19 protein-coding genes and 2 tRNA genes are annotated in these 21,602 nt (G+C 68.7%); 16 read left to right on the top strand and 5 right to left on the bottom strand.

The genetic code is table 11. The features are described 5' to 3' along the window. Positions 1-103: 103 nt before the first annotated feature. The 4 genes from WFL22_RS06290 to WFL22_RS06275 all read left to right on the top strand — a co-directional run bounded on the left by WFL22_RS06290 (position 104) and on the right by WFL22_RS06275 (position 4,362). Positions 104-1,417 carry an MFS transporter gene (locus WFL22_RS06290; protein WP_336991943.1) on the top strand — a complete coding sequence of 438 codons (1,314 nt, stop codon included), beginning with the start codon at positions 104-106 and terminating at the stop codon, positions 1,415-1,417. 144 nt (positions 1,418-1,561) lie between these two features. Then, entirely contained in the window at positions 1,562-2,740 is a 1,179-nt protein-coding gene (locus tag WFL22_RS06285; protein WP_336652664.1) for a glycosyltransferase, read from the top strand. A gap of 2 nt (positions 2,741-2,742) precedes the next feature. Next, the gene (locus tag WFL22_RS06280; RefSeq protein WP_336991942.1) at positions 2,743-4,029 is read left to right on the top strand and encodes a glycosyltransferase; all 1,287 of its coding nucleotides are present in this window, start codon (positions 2,743-2,745) and stop codon (positions 4,027-4,029) included. A gap of 241 nt (positions 4,030-4,270) precedes the next feature. Further along, positions 4,271-4,362: transfer RNA gene (locus WFL22_RS06275), tRNA-Ser, on the top strand. A gap of 155 nt (positions 4,363-4,517) precedes the next feature. Here WFL22_RS06275 and WFL22_RS06270 read toward each other — a convergent pair. Continuing rightward, on the bottom strand, positions 4,518-5,183 hold the full coding sequence (locus WFL22_RS06270; protein ID WP_336991941.1) for an SOS response-associated peptidase family protein: 666 nt from the start codon (positions 5,181-5,183) through the stop codon (positions 4,518-4,520). A gap of 227 nt (positions 5,184-5,410) precedes the next feature. Here WFL22_RS06270 and WFL22_RS06265 point away from each other — a divergent pair, with 227 nt between their 5' ends. The 5 genes from WFL22_RS06265 (at position 5,411) to WFL22_RS06245 (ending at position 9,484) form a co-directional block, all read left to right on the top strand. Further along, positions 5,411-5,632, top strand: coding sequence for a hypothetical protein (locus tag WFL22_RS06265; RefSeq protein WP_336653037.1), 222 nt, complete (start codon positions 5,411-5,413; stop codon positions 5,630-5,632). Positions 5,633-5,761: 129 nt separating this feature from the next. Next, the gene (locus WFL22_RS06260; RefSeq protein WP_336991939.1) at positions 5,762-6,553 is read left to right on the top strand and encodes an SDR family NAD(P)-dependent oxidoreductase; all 792 of its coding nucleotides are present in this window, start codon (positions 5,762-5,764) and stop codon (positions 6,551-6,553) included. Positions 6,554-6,699: 146 nt separating this feature from the next. Beyond that, a complete protein-coding gene (locus WFL22_RS06255) occupies positions 6,700-7,488 on the top strand; it encodes a class I SAM-dependent methyltransferase (RefSeq protein WP_336991938.1) in 789 nt (262 codons plus the stop codon). Positions 7,489-7,564: 76 nt separating this feature from the next. Next, entirely contained in the window at positions 7,565-7,951 is a 387-nt protein-coding gene (locus WFL22_RS06250) for a hypothetical protein (protein ID WP_336991937.1), read from the top strand. A 384-nt stretch (positions 7,952-8,335) separates the two neighbouring features. Beyond that, complete coding sequence (locus tag WFL22_RS06245; protein WP_336991936.1) at positions 8,336-9,484, top strand: carboxylate-amine ligase; 1,149 nt, start codon at positions 8,336-8,338, stop codon at positions 9,482-9,484. A 622-nt stretch (positions 9,485-10,106) separates the two neighbouring features. Here the strand turns inward: WFL22_RS06245 and WFL22_RS06240 are convergent. Continuing rightward, a tRNA-Arg gene (locus WFL22_RS06240) sits at positions 10,107-10,183 on the bottom strand. A 277-nt stretch (positions 10,184-10,460) separates the two neighbouring features. Here WFL22_RS06240 and WFL22_RS06235 point away from each other — a divergent pair. Together WFL22_RS06235 and WFL22_RS06230 are read left to right on the top strand one after the other, a co-directional pair. Beyond that, complete coding sequence (locus WFL22_RS06235) at positions 10,461-11,000, top strand: adenine phosphoribosyltransferase (protein WP_336992386.1); 540 nt, start codon at positions 10,461-10,463, stop codon at positions 10,998-11,000. An 81-nt stretch (positions 11,001-11,081) separates the two neighbouring features. After that, on the top strand, positions 11,082-12,818 hold the full coding sequence (locus WFL22_RS06230) for an AMP-binding protein (protein WP_336991935.1): 1,737 nt from the start codon (positions 11,082-11,084) through the stop codon (positions 12,816-12,818). Positions 12,819-12,866: 48 nt separating this feature from the next. Here WFL22_RS06230 and WFL22_RS06225 read toward each other — a convergent pair whose 3' ends face one another. Then, entirely contained in the window at positions 12,867-14,045 is a 1,179-nt protein-coding gene (locus WFL22_RS06225; protein ID WP_336991933.1) for an o-succinylbenzoate synthase, read from the bottom strand. An 80-nt stretch (positions 14,046-14,125) separates the two neighbouring features. Between WFL22_RS06225 and WFL22_RS06220 the strand changes: the two genes are divergently transcribed. From WFL22_RS06220 to WFL22_RS06200, 5 genes are all read left to right on the top strand, one after another. Further along, positions 14,126-14,455 carry a TfoX/Sxy family protein gene (locus tag WFL22_RS06220; RefSeq protein ID WP_336652961.1) on the top strand — a complete coding sequence of 110 codons (330 nt, stop codon included), beginning with the start codon at positions 14,126-14,128 and terminating at the stop codon, positions 14,453-14,455. A 9-nt stretch (positions 14,456-14,464) separates the two neighbouring features. Next, the gene (locus tag WFL22_RS06215) at positions 14,465-15,418 is read left to right on the top strand and encodes a 1,4-dihydroxy-2-naphthoyl-CoA synthase (RefSeq protein WP_336652960.1); all 954 of its coding nucleotides are present in this window, start codon (positions 14,465-14,467) and stop codon (positions 15,416-15,418) included. A 78-nt stretch (positions 15,419-15,496) separates the two neighbouring features. Next, positions 15,497-16,924: an MFS transporter gene (locus tag WFL22_RS06210; RefSeq protein WP_336991932.1), complete on the top strand. Its 1,428-nt coding sequence runs from the start codon at positions 15,497-15,499 to the stop codon at positions 16,922-16,924. Between the two features lie 9 nt (positions 16,925-16,933). Further along, positions 16,934-18,193 carry an AMP-binding protein gene (locus tag WFL22_RS06205; RefSeq protein WP_336991931.1) on the top strand — a complete coding sequence of 420 codons (1,260 nt, stop codon included), beginning with the start codon at positions 16,934-16,936 and terminating at the stop codon, positions 18,191-18,193. After that, on the top strand, positions 18,190-19,143 hold the full coding sequence (locus WFL22_RS06200; protein WP_336652957.1) for a 1,4-dihydroxy-2-naphthoate polyprenyltransferase: 954 nt from the start codon (positions 18,190-18,192) through the stop codon (positions 19,141-19,143). The genes WFL22_RS06205 and WFL22_RS06200 overlap by 4 nt, the downstream gene beginning before the upstream one ends. 15 nt (positions 19,144-19,158) lie before the next feature. Here WFL22_RS06200 and WFL22_RS06195 read toward each other — a convergent pair whose 3' ends face one another. Then, positions 19,159-20,916 carry a bifunctional 3'-5' exonuclease/DNA polymerase gene (locus tag WFL22_RS06195; RefSeq protein WP_336991929.1) on the bottom strand — a complete coding sequence of 586 codons (1,758 nt, stop codon included), beginning with the start codon at positions 20,914-20,916 and terminating at the stop codon, positions 19,159-19,161. A gap of 108 nt (positions 20,917-21,024) precedes the next feature. Further along, a complete protein-coding gene (locus WFL22_RS06190) occupies positions 21,025-21,600 on the bottom strand; it encodes a DUF4229 domain-containing protein (protein WP_336991928.1) in 576 nt (191 codons plus the stop codon). Between the last annotated feature and the right edge of the window lie 2 nt (positions 21,601-21,602).

The raw sequence follows: 21,602 nt of genomic DNA, 5'->3' as shown, positions 1-21,602 counted from the left end.
AGCACTGGCTAAAAATGCCCAGTGTGTTCGCGCATTATTCGGTGAGGATGAAAGCCCGAACTCGCCCGACGGTGGCTGACCGTGGGCGTACTCTGGAAGCGACATGTCGAACGCCACACGGGAACTGCTGCTGCGTCTTGCCCCGAGCATCTACGGGCCGACAATCCTGTTCACCCTCGGTGCCTACGCCATGCTGCCGATCGTGCCCCTCATTGCGGTATCGCAGGGGGCCGGGCTGGGCCTCTCAGGAGTGATCGCCTCCACGGTGGTTGTCGGCAGGCTCGTCGGCAACCTGCCTGCCAGCTGGCTCGTGGCGCGGGCGGGTGAACGCATCGCGATGCTCATCGCCTCCGGCGTTGCCCTCCTGGGGGCCCTCGGAGTCGCACTCGCACCCGGCCTTGCCGTGCTCGGCGCCTCAGCGTTCGTGATCGGCTTCGCTGAGGCAGCGTTCGGGCTAGCGCGCCACTCCCTCATGACCACGCGCGTGCCCGTCACGTTCCGGGCCAGAGCGCTGTCGCTGATCGGCGGCTCCCACCGCTTCGGACGATTCGCCGGGCCGTTCCTCGCAGCAGGGCTGCTCGGGATCACCGGTGACCAACACGCCCCCGTCTGGGCGTTCGTCGTCTGCCTCGCGCTCACCGCGCTGCTCGTGGGCTTTGCCCCTGACCCCGAGCGGCTGCTCTCGCACGGCCCTGCCGGCGAGGCGGGCCCCGGTCGCGGAGCCGGGGCGCCACGAGGATCGGACGGCATGCTCTCCGCGATCCGCCACGGACACGCTCCGCTGCTGCGCATCGGCGGCTCCGCAGCGATCCTCTCAGGCCTGCGTTCCGTGAAAGACGTGCTGCTGCCGCTGTGGGGCGTCTCGATCGGTCTCGACGCGACGAGCGTGGCGCTCGTCGTCGGCATTGCAGGCACCATCGACTTCGCACTGTTCTATGCCAGCGGCCAGGTGATGGACCGCTTCGGGCGGCTCTGGGCGGCGCTCCCGGCCATGATCGCGATGGCGCTCAGCTTTCTGGTGCTCGCCGCCACCCACGATCTCCCCGGCGCGGCCTGGTGGCTGACGGGCTGCGCTGTGGTGATCGGGATCGGCAACGGCCTGTCGAGCGGCATTCTCCTCACGCTGGGAGCCGACCTCGCCCCGCGCGACAACCCCGCCCCCTACCTCGCCGCCTGGCGCACCCTCACCGACCTCGGGGGCGCCACCGCACCCCTCGCGGTCTCCGCGATCGCCGCGGCGTCCCTGCCGCTCGCGAGCGCCGTCGCAGGCATGCTCGCGGTCGCAGGCGCGGCAGGATTCGCGCGCTGGATCCCGCGCTACATTCCGCGTCTGCGGCCCCGTGTCGGCCGCAATCCCGATGCGGATCGCGGGGCCGACACGAGTGATCCCGGCCCAGGCGCCCCCTCCACCAGGTGACCGGATCCGCCACCGCCGCGCCGCGCAGCTCCCCGCTGCGCCGACTCGGGGCGCTGCTGCGCCGATTCTGAGGAGACGCTGCATACACTTGAGTGCGTTCGCCCACCGGCAAACGCCTCATCGACCGAAGGACTCCCGCACACCGTGAGCACCACCGATCGCCAGCAGCCGCTCCGAGTTCTCATCGGATGCGACACCTTCTCGCCCGACGTCAACGGGGCTGCTCGCTTCGCCGAACGTCTCGCAGCCGGCCTCGTGCAGCGCGGCCACGACGTGCACGTCGTCGCCCCGTCGAAGCGTGCGACCAGCGCCGGCACCTTCGCGGAGACCATCGAGGGCGAGCGCATGACTGTGCACCGGTGGACGAGCTGGCGGTGGTACCCGCACGACTGGCTGCGCTTCGTGCTGCCCTGGCGGGCCCGCTCATACGCTCGCAGACTGCTCGACTCCGTGCGTCCCGACGTCATTCACATCCAGTCGCACATCGTAGTGGGGCGTGCGCTCGCGAAAGAAGGAGCCAAACGCGGCATCCGCATCGTGGCCACCAACCACGTCATGCCGGAGAACGTGCTCGATTTCACCCTGCTGCCCGAGCGGGCAAAGCGCGTCTTCGTACGCTGGGGGTGGAACGACGCCGACCGCGTGCTCACCCGTGCCGCGGCAGTCACCACACCCACCCGCCGCGCCGCCGATTTCTTGGAACGCAATACCCACCGCCGTGGTGTGCTGCCCGTCAGCTGCGGCCTGCGCGCCTCCGACTACACCGCCGACCTCGAACCGCGCACCGCGAACAAGCTCGTGTTCGTCGGCCGCGTCACCCTCGAAAAAGAAATCGACGTGATCCTGCGTGCCATCCCGCGCATCGACCCCGCGTTCGATGTCAGCTTCACCATCGTGGGCGACGGCGACCAGCGCAAGAACCTCGAGAAGCTCGCCACCGAACTCGGCATCGCGGATCGTGTGCGCTTCACCGGACGCGTGAGCGACCAGCAGCTGCGAGCCCACCTCACCGAGGCGAGCGCGTTCGTCATCGCCTCGATCGCTGAACTGCAGTCGATCGCCACAATGGAGGCCATGGCCTCCGGGCTGCCGATCGTCGCCGCCAACGCGATGGCCCTGCCGCACCTCGTTCACGAAGGCGAAAACGGCCACCTCTTCCAGGCAGGCAACGATCGAGAACTCGCCGAACAGATCGAAGCAGTGCTGAGCCTCACGCCTGAGGAGTACCAGCGTATGCAGCGTGCATCGCTCGCGGCCGTGCAGGTGCACGACATCGACCGCACCCTCGACACCTTCGAAGCGCTGTACCGAGGCGAAGCCTGACCATGCACGTGCTCGTCGTCACCGATCAGCACGCCGAATCGCTCGGCGGCGTGCAGGTGGCGATCCGCCTGCAGCGGCGATACCTCGAACGGCTGGGGCACCGCGTCACCATCGTCGCGCCCGCGCTGCACCGCCAGGGGTACACCCCAAGCGACCCCGCCTACATCGACCTGCCCTCACGGCCGATCACCCGCGACCGCGAATACGGCATCGCCTGGCCGGGCCGCCGCACCGACCGGGCGCTCTCCCAGGCGCTCGCGCAGCTGCCCCCCGTCGACCTCGTGCACGTGCAAGGCGACTTCTGGGGTGCCATGATCGGGCTGCGCGCCGCCCGCGGGCTCGGGGCCGCGCGCGGTCTTCCCGGCGCCCTGCCGGTAGTGCACACGATGCACAACCACGTCGACGAGGGAACCCGTGCGGTCACCCCGCTTGCCCCGCTCGCGTTCTGGGGGCTGCGCGTGTGGCGGCGACTCGTGCTCGGGCGCGCGCGTGGCGAGGTGGCGAGGCGATCGAAGGGTGCCTGGCGTTACCTCGCAGAACTCGCCGCAGAGGCCAACGTGGTCACCGCCCCATCGCGTCACTTCGCCGACGAGCTGGAACGGCATGGTGTGGCCAGCGAGGTGCAAGTGACGCGCGGCGGCGTCGATGACGAGGAGATCGCCGGGGCGATCACGGCCCCCCGCACGCCCCGCAGCCGCCCGCGCCTCGTCTGGCTCGGTCGCATGAGCCACGAAAAGCGAGTGCTCGAATTCATCGACGCCATCGCCCTCGCCGACATCGACGCCGACGTCGTGCTGCACGGGGCGGGGCTGCTGCTGCCCAAGGTGCGCGAACGGATTGCGCGCGCCGGGCTCGCGGATCGCGTCACCATCGCCGGGCCCGTGCCCTACCGCGACGCGCTCGCCGCGATGCGCGACGCCGATGCGCTCGTGCAAACCTCGATGGGCTTCGAAACGCAGGGGCTCACCCCCTTCGAAGCGGCCGCGCTCGGCACGCCCACCATCTTCTGCGACCCCCAGATCGCCGAAGACGTTGACGCCTCGGTGGAGTGGCGGGTCGCCGATGCGAGTGTGGCCGCGCTCGCCGACACGCTGCGGCTCGCCGTCGGTGAGCTGGCTGTCGGCGTGCGGTCGGCAACCCGCGGCGCGGGGGGCGAGGGTGCGCGGATCGCGGATCCCGATCCGCTGCGCATCCCCGACGCCGAAGGCCGCCGTTTTCTGCAATCGGCCCAGACTGAGCGCCTGGTCGAGGTGTACGAGCGTGCGCTGGGCTCGGTGGACGGGCGCTGAGGCGACCCCGGCGCTCGTGGAATCTCCTCTCCTTTACTCTCCTCTCCCCACGCGCACCGATCGAGGTTTACGCACTTCGATCCGCTGTTTCAAGGTGCGTCAACCTCGATCGGTGCTGTTGGGGCGGGGGCGCTGCGGTTGGGAGCGGCGTGCTGCGAGGTGACGGCGCTGGCACGCTGAAGCCGGGCGATTTCCGATGGGCCCGATCGTCCGGTTAGAATGGGTGACGTTGTTCGCGTATGGAGACGTGCCGGAGCGGCCGAACGGACTTCACTGCTAATGAAGGGTCGGGCTTAAACCTGACCGGGGGTTCAAATCCCCCCGTCTCCGCCAGAGGAACAACACGCGAAGGCCCCGATGTCCCAGTGCGAACTGGGTTCGGGGCCTTTGTCTTGTCTTCGGCAGTGACGTCGATCGCGCTACCTTCCGCGCAGCCGCAATGTGGTGCGCCCCGCCGTTCTTCGGAGTGGCGCGGGCGTGTGCATGTGTCAGAACAGTGTTGCCGTGCCGTCGGTGGGGTAGTGCGGTTCCATCGCGCGAGCGAGGTCTTCCGAAGCGATCTGCGTCTCAGCCACGAGCCTCGCATCCCCGGGGCGCTCGGGATCGAGCCATTCGGCAGCGAAGTCCGCCGGGAGCGGGAGCGGCATTCGCGACTCGGTGCCGCCGCTGCTCTTCGACTTCACGGCCGAGGCCTTCCCTACCCCGCGCCGCGTGACCATCGCATAGCTGAGGCGCGTCTCTCCGGTCTCATCGTCTATGACGGTCGAAGTGACGGCCGCGATCCAGAAGACGGATCCATCGGCGAGAGACCACCGCGGTTTCCCCTCGTCGTACCAGGTTGCCGGGAGCAACGCCCGGTGCTGAAATGCGCGAGACCAGTGCCTCATGAGTGAGTCGTCCCTCGCGTTGAAACTGTTGCGGCCTCTGGGTCCGCTGCCATCTGCCCAAAGCGACCACCACCCGAGCGCGAGATGATCCCCGACAAGCACCGGGTTCAAGTTCTTCGCATGGCGGCCAGTAATCTTGGCGTGCCCGTTGTGTTGCGCGAACCAGTCGTTCAGCAAGGCCAGCGAACCGGGTTCACTGATCGGCTCGTCTTCTCCGGGGAGCGGAATCGGGGTGCCGTCGCCGCTGAGGCCATATGAAGCGCACATGCGCCCAGCGTATGTCCGTGTCGCCGCGCGCGAAAGCCCCGAATGGTCTCCTGAGGTTCCTTGCCAGGTGCCGGCTTTGCCTGCTGCGGTGCCTCCGCATGCCAGCTGCCGCCCTGCCTACGCGGGGCGATCCGCCTGATCTCCTCGCCGAAGCTCGACTGCACCGTGTATCGCAAGCTTGCGCGGCGGGCGGTGAAATGTCAGAGGCCCCGGCTACGCTCGGTGGCATGGCGATCCGAGAGAACCGAGAGCTCGATGCGGGAGCATCGCGCTATGACGCCGCCCATGCTGAGACAGTGATCGCTGAACTTGAAGCGCAGTACGCGGCCGGTGAGATCGAGCGGCACGCCTACCTTGAGAAGAAGCGCGGTCTCGTGCGCCTCTTTCTCAAGTCGACCACGCAGCCGAAGAAGCGCCGTCGCTCCTTCGAGAACTACGACGGCGAGTAGGGCGGCCGCGCGGCCGGTATGGCGGCGGAGCTTGCCGGCCGGGTCGCGCTCGAACTGCACACGAACCACCAGTGCAGTGGTGCAAGATGCCGCTTTCGCCAGAATCGTGCGCCTCGGTAGGCTCGCCGCATGACCACATTCGAGCAGCGCAGAACCGCAATCGTTACAGGCGCGGGGGCACCCGACGGCATCGGCTTCGCGATTGCGCGGCGACTGCTTCTCGCAGGCATGAACGTTGTGATCGGGGCAACCTCGGAGCGCATTCACGAGCGTCGTGACGAGCTCCTGGCCGAGCTGTCAGATCCCGGCGCCGGGCAACGAGTCAGAGCGAGCATCGGAGACCTCTCCCACGAAGCCGGGGCGGTCGCGATCGTCGAAGCAGCAGTCTCCGCCTTCGGGGGAGTGGACGTGCTCGTCAACAACGCGGGAATGACCTCCGTCACCGACCCCCAAGATCCTGCGGCTATCGATGGCATCGGGCTCGAAGGTTGGAACCACGCTCTGCAACGCAATCTGACGACGAGCTTTCTCGTCACTCGGGCGGCGTTGCCGTGGGTGAACGCGAGCCCTGCTGGCCGCATCATCATGATGTCCTCAGTGTCGGGGCCGCTGCTGGCCTACCGTGGTGACATCGGCTACCACGCGGCGAAAGCGGGCATGGTGGGGCTGGTGCGGGGCCTCGCCGTTGACGTCGCAGGGCACGGCACCACGGTGAACGCGATTGCTCCGGGGTGGATCCACACCGGATCTGCCACACCGCACGAAGACGCGATGGGTCTCGCGACCCCGTTGCAGAGGTCGGGCACACCCGACGAGGTCGCCGCCGTCGCTGAGTTCCTCGCATCCGAGGGCGCCTCGTACGTCACCGGGCAGCTGCTCGTGGTCGACGGTGGAAACTCGATCCAGGATGAAAAGGGGTAACTTCTCGGGAGTTGCCAGCAGCCCCGCTGGGGCGATCCGCCGCGAAGCAGCCTCGTGCACAGTGGGACGCTCCCCGCGATGGCGGTCAGCATGCGCGACCTTCGGTGCTGAGCTCGATGCCCAGCGCGGCTGATAGCGTGGGTCAGGTGCAGAGGACGTTGCAGGGCGTGCGCGCCTATCGGAACCTGGCAGCAGAGGTGTATCACCTGGACAAGCCTGTCGGGCACTCGTTCGGTGACGTGGAGTTCTACGGCGAGTTGCTCGCCGGGGCCACTGGGCCCATCTTCGAGCCAGCGGCGGGCAATGGACGAGTTCTGATTCCACTGGCGCTCGACGGCCACACGGCCAGCGCCGCCGAGCCATCGCCAGACATGCGACGGCTGTTCGAGCAGGCGGCCGCCGCGGCCGGAGTCGACGTGCCCGTGGGGAGCGGGCTGTTCACCGATATTGACGCGGTCGAAGCCTACGAGGCGGTGATCATTCCGGCGGGGTCGATTCAGCTGCTCACCTCACCTGCCGAGACTCGAGCGGCATTGACTCGCATGCACCGATCGCTTGTCGCTGGCGGTCGGCTGATCTTCGATCTCGACGCTCTCGGCGGATTGTTCGCCTCGAGCGCGAGCGCTCGCTCCTGGCCGACCGATGATGGACTGATCACTCTCACCGAGACCATCGAGAGCATTGACCCCTCGACGCAAACCCGAACCTCGCAGCTGCGCTACGAGCGGTGGGTGGATGGTTTGCTTGCCGAGTCGCAACTCGAGCATTTCATCCTGCGTTTCTGGGGCTTGCACGAGATGTGCGCCCTGCTCGAACTGTGCGGCTTCGTCGACGTGGAGTTGCACGGTGACTACCGACGGGGTGCGCCGGTGACCTCCAGCACGGAGGTCACCACCGTTGTTGCAGCGAAGGCCGCGGCGACCAGCAGGCCGTAAGACCTCGAACGGGCATTCGGCTGGTTCGGCAGCTGAGGGCTTTGCGGTGCTCCGTGCGATGCCTACGATGGGCGGTATGCCCCGCTTGCACGCGAGAGACGTCGTCGACGTGTTCGTCTACACCGCCGTTCTCGCCATTTTCGCCGAGGTCTTCCCCGAGGTGATCAGTGAGTCGTTCCTCACCTCGTTCGTCACGGCGGTGCTGATGAAGGCGGTCCTCGAAGGCGTCGTGAGAGTGAAGGTTCGGGTCGTCGCGAGATTCAAGCAGGCCGATACCGTGCAAGGTCGTGCGGTATCCGCCGTTGCGCTCGTCCTCGTTGCGGGCGGCAGCAAGGCACTCATTCTTTGGCTCACCGACGCCGTGCTTGGAGATGCTGTGTACCTGGGCGGGTTTTTCTCGGTCACACTGCTAGTGGTTGTGCTGATGCTGTCGCGCGCCGGTGTGAGGTGGCTCATCGATTGAGTTGGTCGGCACGGAACCGATGCGCAGCACAGCGCAGGCGCGCGGCGCAATTCCGTCCGGACAGCACGGAGGCCCCCACCGTAATGGAGGCCGACGCTACTCCCGGCGGGGGTGCCCAGGAGAGGGCTTGTGTGGAGGAGGCGGTTCTGTTGGCGCGATCAACATGTTCGCGATCCGCCGCAAAGAATCACTGAAATGTGGTTTGCGCCCGCCCCTGGGCTCAAAAGTCAAGGGGCTGACCTGGCGGGGCTCCACCCCCGAAGCTGGAAACAATTCCCGGCAATGTGCCGGCGGCGCAGCCGGCGAGCCTGAACGGCTCGGGATGGCTGAGCGTCGGTGCACACGCCCGGCTCGAGCGTGGTGAACGGGAGATGCAGGATGGTGATGAGGGACGCCGGTTCCGAGCCCCGCACGGTTGGGGTGGAGGAGGAGCTGCTGCTGGTGGACGGCCGGTCGGGGCAGCCTGTCGCGGTGGTCGACGCGGTGCTCGCGGCCGCGGTGGGGGCACCCGACGAGGAGTCTCCTGGCCTTGAGCGGGAGGCGAAACGGGAGCAGCTTGAGGTGGTCTCGCCCCCGTGCCGCACCCTCGACGAGCTCGCGCGATCCATCCTCCTCGGCCGCCGCCGAGCGGATGATGCTGCCCGGCGGGTCGGGGTGCGTGCTGCTGCGCTCGGCACGAGTGTGCTTCCCGTCGATTCGCACGTCACGCCAAGCCCCCGCTATGCCGCAATCGGCAAGCGCTTCGGTGTCACGATGCGGGAGCAACTGACCTGCGGTTTTCACGTTCACGTTGCCGTCTCCGATGACGCCGAGGGAGTGGCGGTGCTCGACAGAATCAGGCCGTGGCTGCCCGTGCTGCTCGTGCTGAGCGGCAACTCGCCGTTCTGGCGGGGCGAGAACACCGGTTACGCGAGCTACCGCTATCAGGCCTGGGGGCGTTGGCCCTCGGCTGGTGTGTACGATCGTTTCGGCTCGCCGGCGGAGTACCATCGCGTCGTCGCATCGCTGATTGCGAGCGGTGTAGTGCTCGACCCCGGCATGATCTACTTTGATGCCCGCCTGAGCGCCCACTATCCCACTGTCGAGGTGCGGGTGGCCGATGTGTGCATGGACGCTGAAAATGCGGTGGTGATCGCGGCGCTGGTGCGTGCGCTTGTCGAGACCGCCGCTCGCGAGTGGCGCGGTGGCATCGAGCCCGTGTCAGCCGAGAGCGCGGTGCTGCGGCTCGCGATGTGGTCGGCGAGTCGGTTCGGGATCGGCGGCACGGGTTTGGTGGATCCGATTGCCGGCGCCCCTCGCAGCCCCCGTGCCGCCGTGTCGGAACTGCTGAGCCACGTTGCCGCTGCGCTGGATCATGCCGGGGACCGTGCGCGAGTGGAGCGCGGGGTGACCCGCATGCTCGCCGAAGGCACTGGGGCGGATCGGCAACTCCGGGTGCTGTCGGAGGGCGGTAGCCTGCGCGCCGTGGTGATGGACGCCGTGGAGTTCACGAATCGCGGATCAGCTGCGTCAAGCGCACCGTCGGCGGCGTAGGGCAGGACTGGACGGGGCGTGATCCCGGCGACGAAGGTTGCGGGGCTGAAGTGGGCGAGGCTGAGGTTCTTTGAGCTGCAGTGTTTGGGGCTGGCGTTTTCGGTGCGCTCAGATGAGCCGCTCGGGGCGGTAATGCGGAAGCGGGATCGTGGCCTCGAGTTCGTCGTCTTCGATGACTGTGGCAGCGGCTGGGGCTACGGGTGGCTGCGTAGTGTCGGTCATTGCTGCTCCTCGGTGTCTCTCTGACGGCGCTTCTCTGACGGCGCGTCTCGGTCTGTGCGGGAAGCCTCAGTATCCGGCAAGACCGGCCCGCACAGGAGGGGCTGGCGCACCTACCCATCGCCCGCTACTATGCCCTGCCCTGCCCTGCCCTGCCTTCTCTGCTCTCCCATTCCTCTTCCCGCTCTCTTCAAGGCGTGAATCGCAGTTCAAACTGAGCTTTTGGGTGGGCTTCTCCGCCTGAACTGGGGAGCAGGAGCGGAGGAGGTCCTGGGTGGGGAGGGGGAGTTTGGGCAGGGCAAAGCAATGGGAAAGGGGCTGGCGCAGGGAGGGGTGAGGGCGCAGGCATACCCGAGGGAGGAAAACGAAAACACCCCGTCGCTGTGCGACGGGGTGTTTCTCTTGGTGCGCCCCGAGGGATTCGAACCCCCGACCTTCTGATCCGTAGTCAGATGCTCTATCCAGCTGAGCTAGGGGCGCATGTTGGTTTCACCAACCAGAAGAACATTACACGACTCGGGGGACCTCTTCAAATCGAGGCCGCTGCGGCGTCGCGCGGGCGTGTCGCGGGAGGGGGAGAGGCGGCGTGCGGTGGCGGACCCGGGAGGAGGCGAAGACCTCTGGCGCGCGGTCCCAGCTGTCGGCGGGTCTGGCTTGCTCGCGCGCACCTCGCGCTCTGCTGCTCCACCACCTCCGGCCCGCCGAGACTCCCGGTACCCTGGGTCGAGTGACGGAGACCACGAACGAGCCCCTCGACATGCCCAGCTTTCCCGAGTCGAGCGCCGAACTTGCGCGCGCAGAATCCTTGATCCTCGAGATTCCCGACTACCCGAGCGCTGGCATCCTCTTCCGCGACATCACCCCGTTGCTCGCCGATGGCACGGCGTTCCGCGCCACCGTCGACGCGCTCATCGCCCCGTTCCGCGGCACCTTCGACGTCGTCGCAGGGCTTGAAGCGCGCGGCTTCCTGCTCGCGAGCGCCGCCGCATACGCCACGGGTGCAGGCCTGATGCCGATCCGCAAGGCGGGCAAGCTGCCCCGGCCGGCGGCGAACGTCGGCTACGCCCTCGAGTACGGCATCGCCGAGGTTGAAGCTCACGCAGACTTCCCCCGCGGTTCGCGAGTGCTCGTCATCGACGACGTGCTCGCCACGGGCGGCACGCTCGCAGCCGCGCATCAGCTGCTGCGCGAGCTCGACTACGAAGTGGCGGGTACCGCGGTGCTCTTCGAGATCGACGGTCTGGGTGGCCGGGAGGCGATCCGCGACCCGCAGCTGCACACGGTCTTCCACAGCTGAAGCCGCCGCGGCACCGCCCCCGAGAGGCGCGCAACACCCGGCGCTGCGCGCCATCCCCCGGCAGCGAGGCAGAATAGTCACATGACCCACACCGATGCCACGCGCGCGTTCTTCGCGGCCCGCGACCAGCTGCTCGAACTCGCCGGTGATCCGGCTCGCGCCCGTGCCGAGTTCCGCTGGCCCGACGTGGGGCCGAGCTTCAACTGGGCCCACGACGTGTTCGACGCGATCGCGGAGGGCAACGATGACACGGCGCTGTGGATCGTCGAAGCCGACGGCCGCGAGCAGAAGCGCAGCTTCGCACAGATGCGGCAGCGCTCCGATCAGGTCGCCAACTGGATGCGCGGCATTGGTGCACGCAAGGGCGATGTTGCGATGCTCATGCTCGACAACCGGATCGAGCTGTGGGAGATCATGCTTGCCGCGCTCAAGCTCGGCGTAGTGATCCTGCCGACCTCGACGGTGCTCGGCGCGCACGAACTGAGCGACCGTATCGACAGGGGGCGCGTGCGCTGGGTGTTCGCCGCCGCGAGTGACGCCCTGAAATTCGCCGAGGTGCCCGGCAGCTATAACCGTGTCGGTGTCGGCTTCGAGCAGGCGAGCCAGGATCAGCGCGCCGCCCTCTTCGACTGGCACCGCTACGAAGAGTCAAGCGCCGCGTCGCTCGCCCCGATCCCGCGCACGACCGCGAGCACCGATCCCTCGCTCATCTACTTCACCTCCGGCACCACGAGCCTCCCCAAGATCGTGGAGCACTCGCACACCAGCTACCCGCTGGGTCACCTCACCACCACCGCCTGGATCGGGGTGCGCCCCGGCGACGTGCACTCAGTGGTGAGCGCGCCCGGCTGGGGCAAGCACGCCTGGTCGAGTTTCTTCTCGCCCTGGAACGTGGGCGCCACGATTTTCGTGCTGAGCTACGCCCGCTTCGACGCTGAGCATTTCGTGTCAGAGCTCGACCGTGCGGGCGTCAACACGTTCTGCGCGCCGCCCACGGTGTGGCGCATGCTCATCCAGCACCGTTTGGAGCACAAACCGCGCGCGCTGCGCGAACTGCTCTCGGCCGGGGAGCCGCTCAACCCCGAAGTGATCGCCCGCATCAAGGAGTGGTGGGGGCTCGAGATCCGTGACGGCTACGGCCAGACCGAAACCACCGCCCTCATCGGCAACATGCCAGGCGACCCCATCGTGCCCGGTGCGATGGGTATTCCGTTGCCCGGGGTTGACGCGGTGCTCGTCGATCCGCTCACCGGCGTGGAAGCCGCTGAGGGGGAGATCTGCCTGCGGCTCGCTCCGAGCCAGCCCGTGAACCTCATGACCGGCTACTTCGGCAACCCTGAGGCCACCGCGAAGGCCACCGCTGGCGGGCTCTTCCACACTGGCGACGTCGCCGAGCGCGACAGCGAGACAGGCGTGCTCACCTTCGTGGGGCGCACCGATGACATCTTCAAGTCGAGCGACTACAAGGTGTCGCCGTTCGAGGTGGAGAGCGCGCTCATCGAGCACGAGTTCGTCGCTGAGGCTGCCGTAGTCGGCGCCCCTGACGATACCCGCCTCAACGTGACGAAGGCGTATGTCGCGCTCGCTGCAGGCACGTCAGGCGACGCCGATACGGCTCGCGCGATCCTCGCTCACGCCCGCACCGCGCTGCCGCCCTACATGCGCGTGCGCCGGGTGGAGTTCTTCGAACTGCCCAAGACCTCGTCGGGCAAGATCCGCCGTGTCGAGCTTCGTGAGCGTGAGATCGCCGCGCATCGCGCGGGTGAGCGGATCGCCTCAGAGTGGCGCGAAGAGGATTTTCCCGGCCTCAAGGGCTGAGGGGTCGCACTCGGCGCGGTTGCGGTGCCGCTCGGCGAGCAGCACCGCTCACTGCGCGGACGCGCTGAGCAGCGCGTGGCAGCGGGTGACGCGCTCGCGCCACCACTGTGCGCGTTCGGCCGGGGCCGCGAAGCGGGTGAGCTGCGCGGGGTCGAGTGGGGGGCGGCGCACCTCGATCTCGCCGCCGTTCGGCAGCAGCGGATCGACGGTCACGTCTCCCTCCAACAATGCGGCCGTACCGAGGCCGCACGCCCCGGCGAGCACGGCACCGGGTGCGGTGACGCTGGGGGGTGCGGATCCCGGTTCGCCGGGGGGTCTTCGCTGCGAGCCGGGCTGCGAGCCATGCTCGCCCTCGCTGGCGGCGAGGGGCAGTGCCGCGGCGAGATGCAAGCCCATCGCGATGCCCACTGAGGTGTCCAGCGCGCTCGACACGACTACGGGCAGGCCTGCCTCGGCCACGATGCTGAGCGTGCGCCGGATTCCGCCCAGCGGCTGCGCCTTCACGATCAACAGATCCGCCGCGCCGGCCCGCGCCACCGCGAGCGGGTCGGCAGCCTTGCGCACGCTCTCGTCTGCGGCGATGCGCACGAGTGGGGAGGTGCGGACTTCTAATCCGAAGGTCGCAGGGTCGTTGCCGCGCAGCGGGCTCGAACCCGCTGATGCTGCGCCCAGTCGCCGGCGCACCTCGGCGAGCTCATCGACGCCGACGCACGGCTGCTCTGCGTAGTCGAGGTCGAACTCGGCGAGCGCTCGCAGCGCCGCCACCGCCTCCTCAACCCCCCAACCGGCATTCGCGTCCACGCGCACCAGCGCGTCAGGCCCCATCGCTTCGCGCACCGCACGCACCCGTGCCACATCGTCGGCGAGCGTCTGGCCCCGCTCGGCCACCTTCACCTTCGCGGTGCGGCAGCCGGGAAAGCGGGCGAGGATCTCCGGCACCCGATCCGCCGCCACCGCTGGCACTGTTGCGTTCACCTCGACGCGGTCACGCAGTGTGACCGGCTGCTCACACCAGCCGAAATCGAGGGCGGCCGCCAGCCACGCCGCCGACTCGGCATCGCCGTACTCGAGAAACGGTGAGAACTCGCTCGCCCCCAGCGGCGCATCGAAGATCGCCGCCTCCCGCACCGAGATGCCGCGAAACCGCGTGCTGGTGGGGATCGCGACCACGCGCATCACCGCGAGCACCTCGTCGAGCGGGGGAAGGGCGGCCCGGGCATCACTCATGCTCCGATCCTGCCACGGTCCTCTCGAACTCGTGCCCGTACGGGTGGTGCGCGGCGCGAACGCGGGGCTACGCTGGCGGCATGAGCACCAGGGCCGACACCATCGAATTCCTCACCGACCAGCTGAGCGCCCTGCCGACGATCCGCAGCCGCAAAATGTTCGGTGAATACTGCCTGTACTGCGACGACAAGCCCGTCGCGTTCGTGTGCGACGACGAACTCTTCGTGAAACCCACCGACGCCGGCCGCGCATACCTCGGCACACCCGATGAGGCCCCCGCCTACCCCGGCTCGAAGCTCTACTTCCGGGTGAGCGGCGACCGCTGGGAAGACCGCGAATGGCTCACCGCCCTCATCGACCTCACCGCGGCGGCGCTCCCCGCCCCGAAACCGAAGAAGCCGCACAAGTAGGCTGGGGGTATGACGCAGCGCGATCCGCACCCCGCACCGCAGACCCCGCAGCCCGAGCGGGTCTCCGATCTGTTCGACCCAGCCGAGTGGGAAACCGCGCCCGGCGCCGAACGCTACACCGACATCACCGCGCACCTCAGCCTCGACGGCCGCATCGCGCGCATCGCCTTCGACAGGCCGGAGGTGCGCAACGCCTTCCGCCCGCACACCGTCGACGAGCTCTACGACGCCCTCGAACGGGTGCGGGTGAACCCGCGCGTGGGCGTGGTGCTGCTCACCGGCAACGGGCCCTCGCCGCGCGACGGCGGCTGGGCGTTCTGCTCGGGCGGCGACCAGCGCATCCGCGGCCGTGACGGCTACAAGTACAGCGACTCTGAGACGAGCGTCGGCCCCGAAGCTACCGCGCGGGCCGGTCGCCTGCACATCCTCGAAGTGCAGCGGCTGATCCGATTCATGCCAAAGGTCGTCATCGCGCTGGTGCCCGGTTGGGCGGCGGGGGGCGGGCACTCGCTCAATGTGGTGTGCGACCTTACGATCGCGAGCCGCGAGCACGCCAAGTTCAAGCAGACCGACGCAGATGTGGGATCGTTCGACGCCGGCTACGGCAGCGCCTATTTCGCACGCCAGGTGGGGCAGAAGAACGCGCGCGAGATCTTCTTCCTCGCCCGCGAATACGATGCGGATCGCGCCCGCGAGATCGGCGCCGTCAATGAGGTTGTGGCGCACGCAGACCTGGAGCGCACCGGCATCGAGTGGGCCCGCACCATCCTCGGCAAGTCGCCCACTGCGATCCGCATGCTGAAGTATGCAATGAACGCTGTGGATGACGGGATCGTGGGCCAGCAGCTCTTCGCCGGCGAGACCACGCGCCTCGCCTACGGCACCGACGAGGCCGTCGAGGGCCGCGACTCCTTCCTCGAGAAGCGCGAGCCCGACTGGTCGCCATTCCCTTACCACTACTAGGGGGGTGCCGCGGCTGCGCTTGCGGTGCGGGCGCGGGGGCGCGCGCGGGGAGCAAACCGCAGGTGTAGCCTGGCAGGGATGACGAAACCCAGCCAGCGACCACCGGGCTGGGCGACGGTCGCTGCTCTCGCCTTCGTCGGCCTGATCTCGGCCTTCATGTTCACGCTGGTGGTGCCGCTGCAGGCCGAACTGCCCGAGCTGCTGCAGGCCTCCCGCGAAGACACCTCCTGGGTGGTGACGATCACCCTGCTCGTGGCCGCTGTCGCGACCCCCATCTCGGGCCGGCTCGGTGACATGTACGGCAAACGTCGTGTGATCTTTGCGCTGCTCGTGGCGCTGATCGTTGGGTCGTTCGTTGCGGCGCTGTCGTCGTCGATCATCGGGGTGATCGTGGGGCGCGGCCTGCAGGGCCTCACGACGGGGGTGATCCCGCTCGGGATCGCGATCATGCGCGACGTGCTGCCGCCCGCCCGCCTCGGCACCGCGGTGGCCCTCATGAGCGCGACGATGGGCGTGGGCGGCGCCGTCGGCATGCCGCTCGCAGCACTGATCGCCGAGACCGCCGACTGGCACACGCTGTTCTGGATGTCGGCCGCTCTGGGGGCGTTGGGGATCGTGGCGGTGCGGTTCGCTGTGCCGGAAGACACCCTTATCACCGGCGGGCGTCTCGACGTGATTGGGGCGTTCGGCTTGGCTGTGGGCTTGACAGGCCTGCTGCTATTTGTGTCGCGCGGCTCTGTCTGGGGCTGGGGCTCACCGCTTGCGCTCGGCTCGGTCGGAGCTGGTGTGGTGGTGTTGCTGATCTGGGGTGCCTACCAGTTGCGGGCGCGAGATCCGCTCGTCGATCTCCGGGTGGCGGCCCGGCCGACGGTGCTGCTGACGAACCTCGCCGCAATCGGTATGGGGTTTTCGCTGTTCGGATCGAGCGTGACGTTCCCGCAGTTGCTCGAAATGCCGCGAGAAACCGGTGCGGGTTTCGGCCTCACCATGATCGAGGCGGCCATCTGCATCATGCCGTCGGGCCTCATCATGATGGTGCTATCGCCGCTGTCCGGCAAGCTTGAGCGGGTGTTCGGTGCGCGACCGCTGTTCACGATCGGCACCTCTTCGATCGTCGTCGCCCACATCTTTATCCTGCTGTGGGCGAGCGAGGTGTGGCACGTGGTGGTGGCGAACGCCATGATCGGCGTGGGGATCGCGTTCTCGTTCGCGGCGATGCCGATGATCATCATGGGCGCGGTGCCCGCTCACGAGACCGGGGTTTCGAACGGACTGAACGCGCTGTTCAGCTCCATCGGAACGTCGAGCGCATCGGCCGTGATGGGCGGCGTGCTCGCTGCGATGAGCGTGGAGCATGAGGGGCGTTCCGTGCCCACCCCTGAGGCTTTCGCAACCTGTTTCTGGATCGCGCTCGCCGCGGCTGCGGTGGCCACGGTGCTCACCCTGCTCATTCCGCGCGGGGGCAGCCCGGAGCCTCGCCCTGCGTTGCCCGCCGCCACCGAGTAGCCTGGAACGGTGACTGCGCCCAACGGACTCCGCACCATCCCGACAGGGGATCGCGCCTGGCTTATGGCCGCGCTCGGCGATGCGCTGAGCGGCGGTGCGCCGATCCTCCCGGTCGCCGACGAAGGCGTTGACGCCGAGGCTATCGCGGCGCTACAGCACGCCGAACTGCCCGAGGGCACCGCGGTTGTGGTGCGCACCTCGGGGTCGAGCGGGGTGCCGAAAGCGGTTGCGCTGTCGGCGGGTGCCCTGCGCGCCGGCGCCGAGGCCACGCATGAGCGTCTCGGTGGCGACGGGCAGTGGCTGGTCGCCCTGCCTGCGCATCTGATCTCGGGGTTGCAGATGCTGGTGCGCAGCGAGGTTTCGGGGATTCCACCGCGCTTCTTTGATGCGATCGGCGGCTTCGACCCGGCAGCACTGCTCGACAGCGCTGAAGGCCTCGATGGGAAGCGACGCTACGTTTCGCTGGTGCCGCTGCAGTTCTCGCGTCTGCTCGATCTCGCTGAGCGTGATCCCGCCGCAGCGGATGCCCTGCGCCGCTTCGATGCGGTGCTCGTGGGTGGGCAGGCGGTGTCGTTGGAGATGCGTCGGCGCGCGCATGAGCTCGGCGTTGCGCTGAAGCGCAGCTACGGTATGACCGAGACGGCGGGCGGTTGTGTGTACGACGGGGTCGAGATCGGCGATGCGCGGGTGCGGATCCGTGAGGGTGAAGTGCAGCTCGCCGGCCCGTCGTTGGCGCTGGGCTACGTCGGCGACGCGGCGCTCACCGCCGAGCGTTTCGTGGAGGATCGGGATCGCGACGGTTCAGTGCGCCGTTGGTACCGCACCGGCGATGCCGGCGAGCTGCTGGGCGGCATGCTCACCGTGACGGGGCGGCTCGACAGGGTGGCTATCTCGGGCGGCGTCAATGTGTCGCTCGATGAGGTGGAGCGGGTGCTTCGCGAGTTCTCGGGCTGGGCGAGCGCGGTTGCGGTGTCTACCCCGCACCCCGAGTGGGGTGAGCGGGTGAGCCTGGTGGTCGAGACTGGCAAGGCAGAAGCCGACGTCGAGGGCACTGAGGCCGCGCCGCCGCGGGCCACGTTCGACGAGGTGCGGGCCGCGATCCGGGATCGCCTCGGTGTCGCGGCCACCCCGGTGTGGGCGACTGAGACTGATGAGCTGCCGCGCCTCGCGGGAGGGAAACCCGATCTGCGGGCGATCGAGCAGTGGCTGGAGCAGCTGCGCGCGAGTTTCCGCGAGACGCGGGCCGCAGCAGGGGAGGAGCAGGAGTGAACGCGAAGGATCGGCGCAAGTCGGGCAATCCGGCGGTGCGGGCCGCCGCTGAACGGCAGGTGAGTTCGGGGGAGGCACCGCGCATCACCTGGCGCAACTGGGTGGGCGGCGCGCGGCTGCGCACCTTGCCTCTCGCGGTCGCCCCGGTGGCTGCGGGATCGGGCGTGGCGCACATGGTGCAGGGTTTCTCGCTGCCGCTCGCGCTGCTCGCGCTCGCCGTCGCCGTGTTTCTGCAGATCGGCGTGAACTACGCCAACGACTATTCCGACGGCATCCGCGGCACCGACGCGTACCGGGTCGGCCCAGCCCGGCTCACGGGCTCGGGCCTCGTCAACCCGAAGCGCGTGCTCGCGGCGGCGCTCGTGTTCTTCGCGCTCGCCGCCGTTGCGGGCCTCGTTGCCGTGGTGCTGAGCGGCCGCTGGTGGTTCTTAGCGCTGGGCGTGGTCGCGATCCTCGCGGCCTGGTTCTACACGGGCGGCAAGCGACCCTATGGCTACGCCGGGCTGGGCGAGGTGATGGTGTTCATCTTCTTCGGCATCGTGGCGACCGTCGGCACGGTCTACCTCCAGACCGATGTGCAGACGCAGGAGGCGTGGATCACGGGTGCCGCCGTTGGCCTGTTCGCGGTGGCCGTGCTGGTGGTGAACAATCTGCGCGATATTCCCACAGACAGGCTTGCGGGCAAGAAGACCCTGGCCGTGCGCATGGGGGATCGCGCCTCGCGAGCCCTCTACATCGCGTGCGTGCTGCTGCCGTTCGCGGTGCCCGCGCTCTACGGCTTCGTGAACCCAGGCATGGTGCTGGTGTGGTTCGTGCTGCTGATCGTGGCCCCCTGCGTGCTCATCGTGATCACGGCGAAAACACCGCGCGAGCTGATCCTCGTGCTGCAGCTCACCAGCCTCGCTGCGCTCGCCTATGGTGTGCTTGTGGGCATCGCCTTCGCGTTCTAGCGTTGCCGCAGCGGGTCACTCCTTCGCGGCCCGCTCGGCCACTCGCACGTCGAGCGGAAAGTCGACGGGAGCTGCACCGAAGAGCAGCCGCCCCGCGGCCTCGGCCGAGGCCTGCACTGCCTCAGCGACGGCGTCGGCCTGCGCAACCGGAGTGTGCACGATCACTTCGTCGTGCAGAAAGAACACGAGGTGCGGGCGGTGTTCGAAGACGGGGCCCGACGCGGGCGCGGGCGGCACACCGTCGACGGCGGGCATGGCCGCGAGCCGCAGCCGCAGTTCAGCGAGCCAGGCGAGCGCCCACTCTGCAGCCGTGCCCTGCACCACGAAGTTGCGGGTGAACCGCCCGAAGTCGCGCGCAGTGCGGCGGGCCCGCGCCTCGTCGCGCGGCGTGGCCGAGGGCAGGCTCGCGAGCGCCTGCAGCTCGGCCCAGTGGGGGCCTGGCGGCGGCGAAGATCGGCCGAGCCAGGTCGAAACGACGCCGCCCTGCTCGCCGATCTCGGCGGCGCGATCCACGAGTCGCATCGCAGCGGGGAAGCTGCGTCGCAGCCGTGGCACCAGCCTGCCGCTGTCGCCAGTGGTCGCGCCGTACATGGCACCGAGCACGGCGATCTTGGCCTCTTGCCGGCTCGCGACAATACCGCTCTCGACGATGCCGGAGTAGAGATCCTTGCCCGATCCCGCCGCCGCCATCGCCCGGTCGCCCGACATGGCTGCCAGCACGCGCGGTTCGAGCTGCGCGACATCGGCAGTTACCAGCATCCATCCGGGATCGGCGCGCAGCGAGGGGCGCAGGGCGCGGGGCAATTGCAGAGCACCCCCGCCGCTCGACGCCCAGCGGCCGGTGACCACACCGCCGGGCACGTAGACCGGCCGGTATCTGCCGTCGCGCACCCACTCATCGATCCAGGCCCAGCCGTTGGCAGTGAGTAGCCGGGAGAGCTTTTTGTATCGCAGCAGCGGTTCGATCGCCGGGTGCTCGCTCTCCATCAGCTCCCAGCGTGACGTCGACGCGACGTCGATGCCTGCCCGTCGCAGCGCGCTCAGCAGTTTGGGCGGTGAGTCGAGGCTCGCCGCCGGATCGCCGAGTGCTGCCCTCACCTCATCGGCGAGCGCCACCATGCGCGCGGGCTTGGCGCCGGCGACGGGTCGCGGCCCGAGTGCTTCGCTCAGCAAGCGGTCGTGCTCGGCGGCATCCCAGGGCACGCCGGCGCTGCGCATCTCGACGGCCACGAGCGCGCCGGCCGACTCTGCGGCGAGCAGCAGCCGAATACGGTTCGGGTCAGAGGATGATGAGATCGCGGCGAGCTGCCGTTCGAACTCTGCACTTGCTGACTCCGGGTCGTGCGGCACCGTCGGCGGCCCAGTGCCGCCCGCGTCGAGCTCGAAGAGCGTCGATTCGTCGGAGGGAGTATCGGCGTCGATGCCTGGTGCGGCGTTCCACTCGTGAGCCGCGAGCAGCGCTGCGCGGTCGCTGACCAGTTCGCTCTGCCGCAGAATCGTGTGAGAGAGCCGCAGATCGTGGCAGCGCTCCACGCGCACGCCGGCGGCAAGCAGCTGCGGATACCAGCTCGGCGCGTCGCTCCACACCCAGCGCGTGGCTGTGCTGCCGCACTCCCGCTCGGCGACGAACGGCGGCAGAGCTTCGGCTGCGAGGCGCACGGGCTCGCCTCGGCTGCCGTCGGCGCGCACGTCGACGACGCTCACCGCGCCGTCGCTGCCGCGACCCAGCAGGCTCCACCGGGGCTGCTGTTGCGGCGTGCTCGTCTCAGTCACACGTCCACGCTACTGCGCACCACCGACACTGCCGCCGGCCTCAGCCGCTCTACGATCTCCGCCCGGTGGCCGACTCGGCCGCGGCCGTACCCGGTGGCCGCCGCGCGCTCAGGGGCGGTCGGAGTGTGCGGGGTCCGCGTCGGCCTCGCGCCTCGGCTCGGCCGAGGCAGCTTCACCCGATGCCGCCGCGCCAGCGACCTCCGCCGCCTCCGCCGCATCCATCGCGTCGTCTTCGATGATGTCGTCGGCTGTGCGGTCGCGGTTGCGCCACTCGTAGATGCTCTCCGACGCGGTCTCGCGCGATTTCGAGAGCAGCAGCACCGACAGGGACACGCTGATGAGCGCCGCCAGCACCGCCGCGATGAGCGCGGACACCATCATCGAGAACTGCAGCGAGAGCCCCAGTACGTAGAGGAGGGCGAACGGCACTGCGAAGAAGAGCAGACGCAGTGCGGTGTAGGTGATCCAGGCGGAGCGGGGGTTCTTCACGGGCACGAGTGTAGCGAGGCATGCTGAGCCGACGCCGAACTCCGGGGGCCGGAACCCTGACAGGCCGTGTTCGCGGGCCCCGGCTGCGCCCCGCGATCCGCCATCTGCACGTGCAGCAGCAGAGTAGCCGTCTGCTGCACCGCCGCAACCGAGATGCTCAGCGGTCACGTTCGGCACAGTCGGGGTCGGTAGCATGG

This window comes from Leucobacter sp. VD1 (assembly GCF_037150695.1).
GTDB lineage: Bacteria > Actinomycetota > Actinomycetes > Actinomycetales > Microbacteriaceae > Leucobacter.
Note: the sequence above shows the minus strand (reverse complement) of the source record. Positions and strands in the feature narration are given on the sequence as shown.

Bases quoted from the DNA above. Each gene is read 5' to 3' on its own strand.
- WFL22_RS06290 (WP_336991943.1), top strand. From the start codon at position 104: ATGTCGAACGCCACACGGGAACTGCTGCTGCGTCTTGCCCCGAGCATC.
- WFL22_RS06280 (WP_336991942.1), top strand. From the start codon at position 2,743: ATGCACGTGCTCGTCGTCACCGATCAGCACGCCGAATCGCTCGGCGGC.
- WFL22_RS06270 (WP_336991941.1), bottom strand. From the start codon at position 5,183: ATGTGCGCTTCATATGGCCTCAGCGGCGACGGCACCCCGATTCCGCTC.
- WFL22_RS06265 (WP_336653037.1), top strand. From the start codon at position 5,411: ATGGCGATCCGAGAGAACCGAGAGCTCGATGCGGGAGCATCGCGCTAT.
- WFL22_RS06260 (WP_336991939.1), top strand. From the start codon at position 5,762: ATGACCACATTCGAGCAGCGCAGAACCGCAATCGTTACAGGCGCGGGG.
- WFL22_RS06250 (WP_336991937.1), top strand. From the start codon at position 7,565: ATGCCCCGCTTGCACGCGAGAGACGTCGTCGACGTGTTCGTCTACACC.
- WFL22_RS06245 (WP_336991936.1), top strand. From the start codon at position 8,336: ATGAGGGACGCCGGTTCCGAGCCCCGCACGGTTGGGGTGGAGGAGGAG.
- WFL22_RS06235 (WP_336992386.1), top strand. From the start codon at position 10,461: ATGCCCAGCTTTCCCGAGTCGAGCGCCGAACTTGCGCGCGCAGAATCC.
- WFL22_RS06230 (WP_336991935.1), top strand. From the start codon at position 11,082: ATGACCCACACCGATGCCACGCGCGCGTTCTTCGCGGCCCGCGACCAG.
- WFL22_RS06225 (WP_336991933.1), bottom strand. From the start codon at position 14,045: ATGAGTGATGCCCGGGCCGCCCTTCCCCCGCTCGACGAGGTGCTCGCG.
- WFL22_RS06220 (WP_336652961.1), top strand. From the start codon at position 14,126: ATGAGCACCAGGGCCGACACCATCGAATTCCTCACCGACCAGCTGAGC.
- WFL22_RS06215 (WP_336652960.1), top strand. From the start codon at position 14,465: ATGACGCAGCGCGATCCGCACCCCGCACCGCAGACCCCGCAGCCCGAG.
- WFL22_RS06210 (WP_336991932.1), top strand. From the start codon at position 15,497: ATGACGAAACCCAGCCAGCGACCACCGGGCTGGGCGACGGTCGCTGCT.
- WFL22_RS06190 (WP_336991928.1), bottom strand. From the start codon at position 21,600: ATGCTACCGACCCCGACTGTGCCGAACGTGACCGCTGAGCATCTCGGT.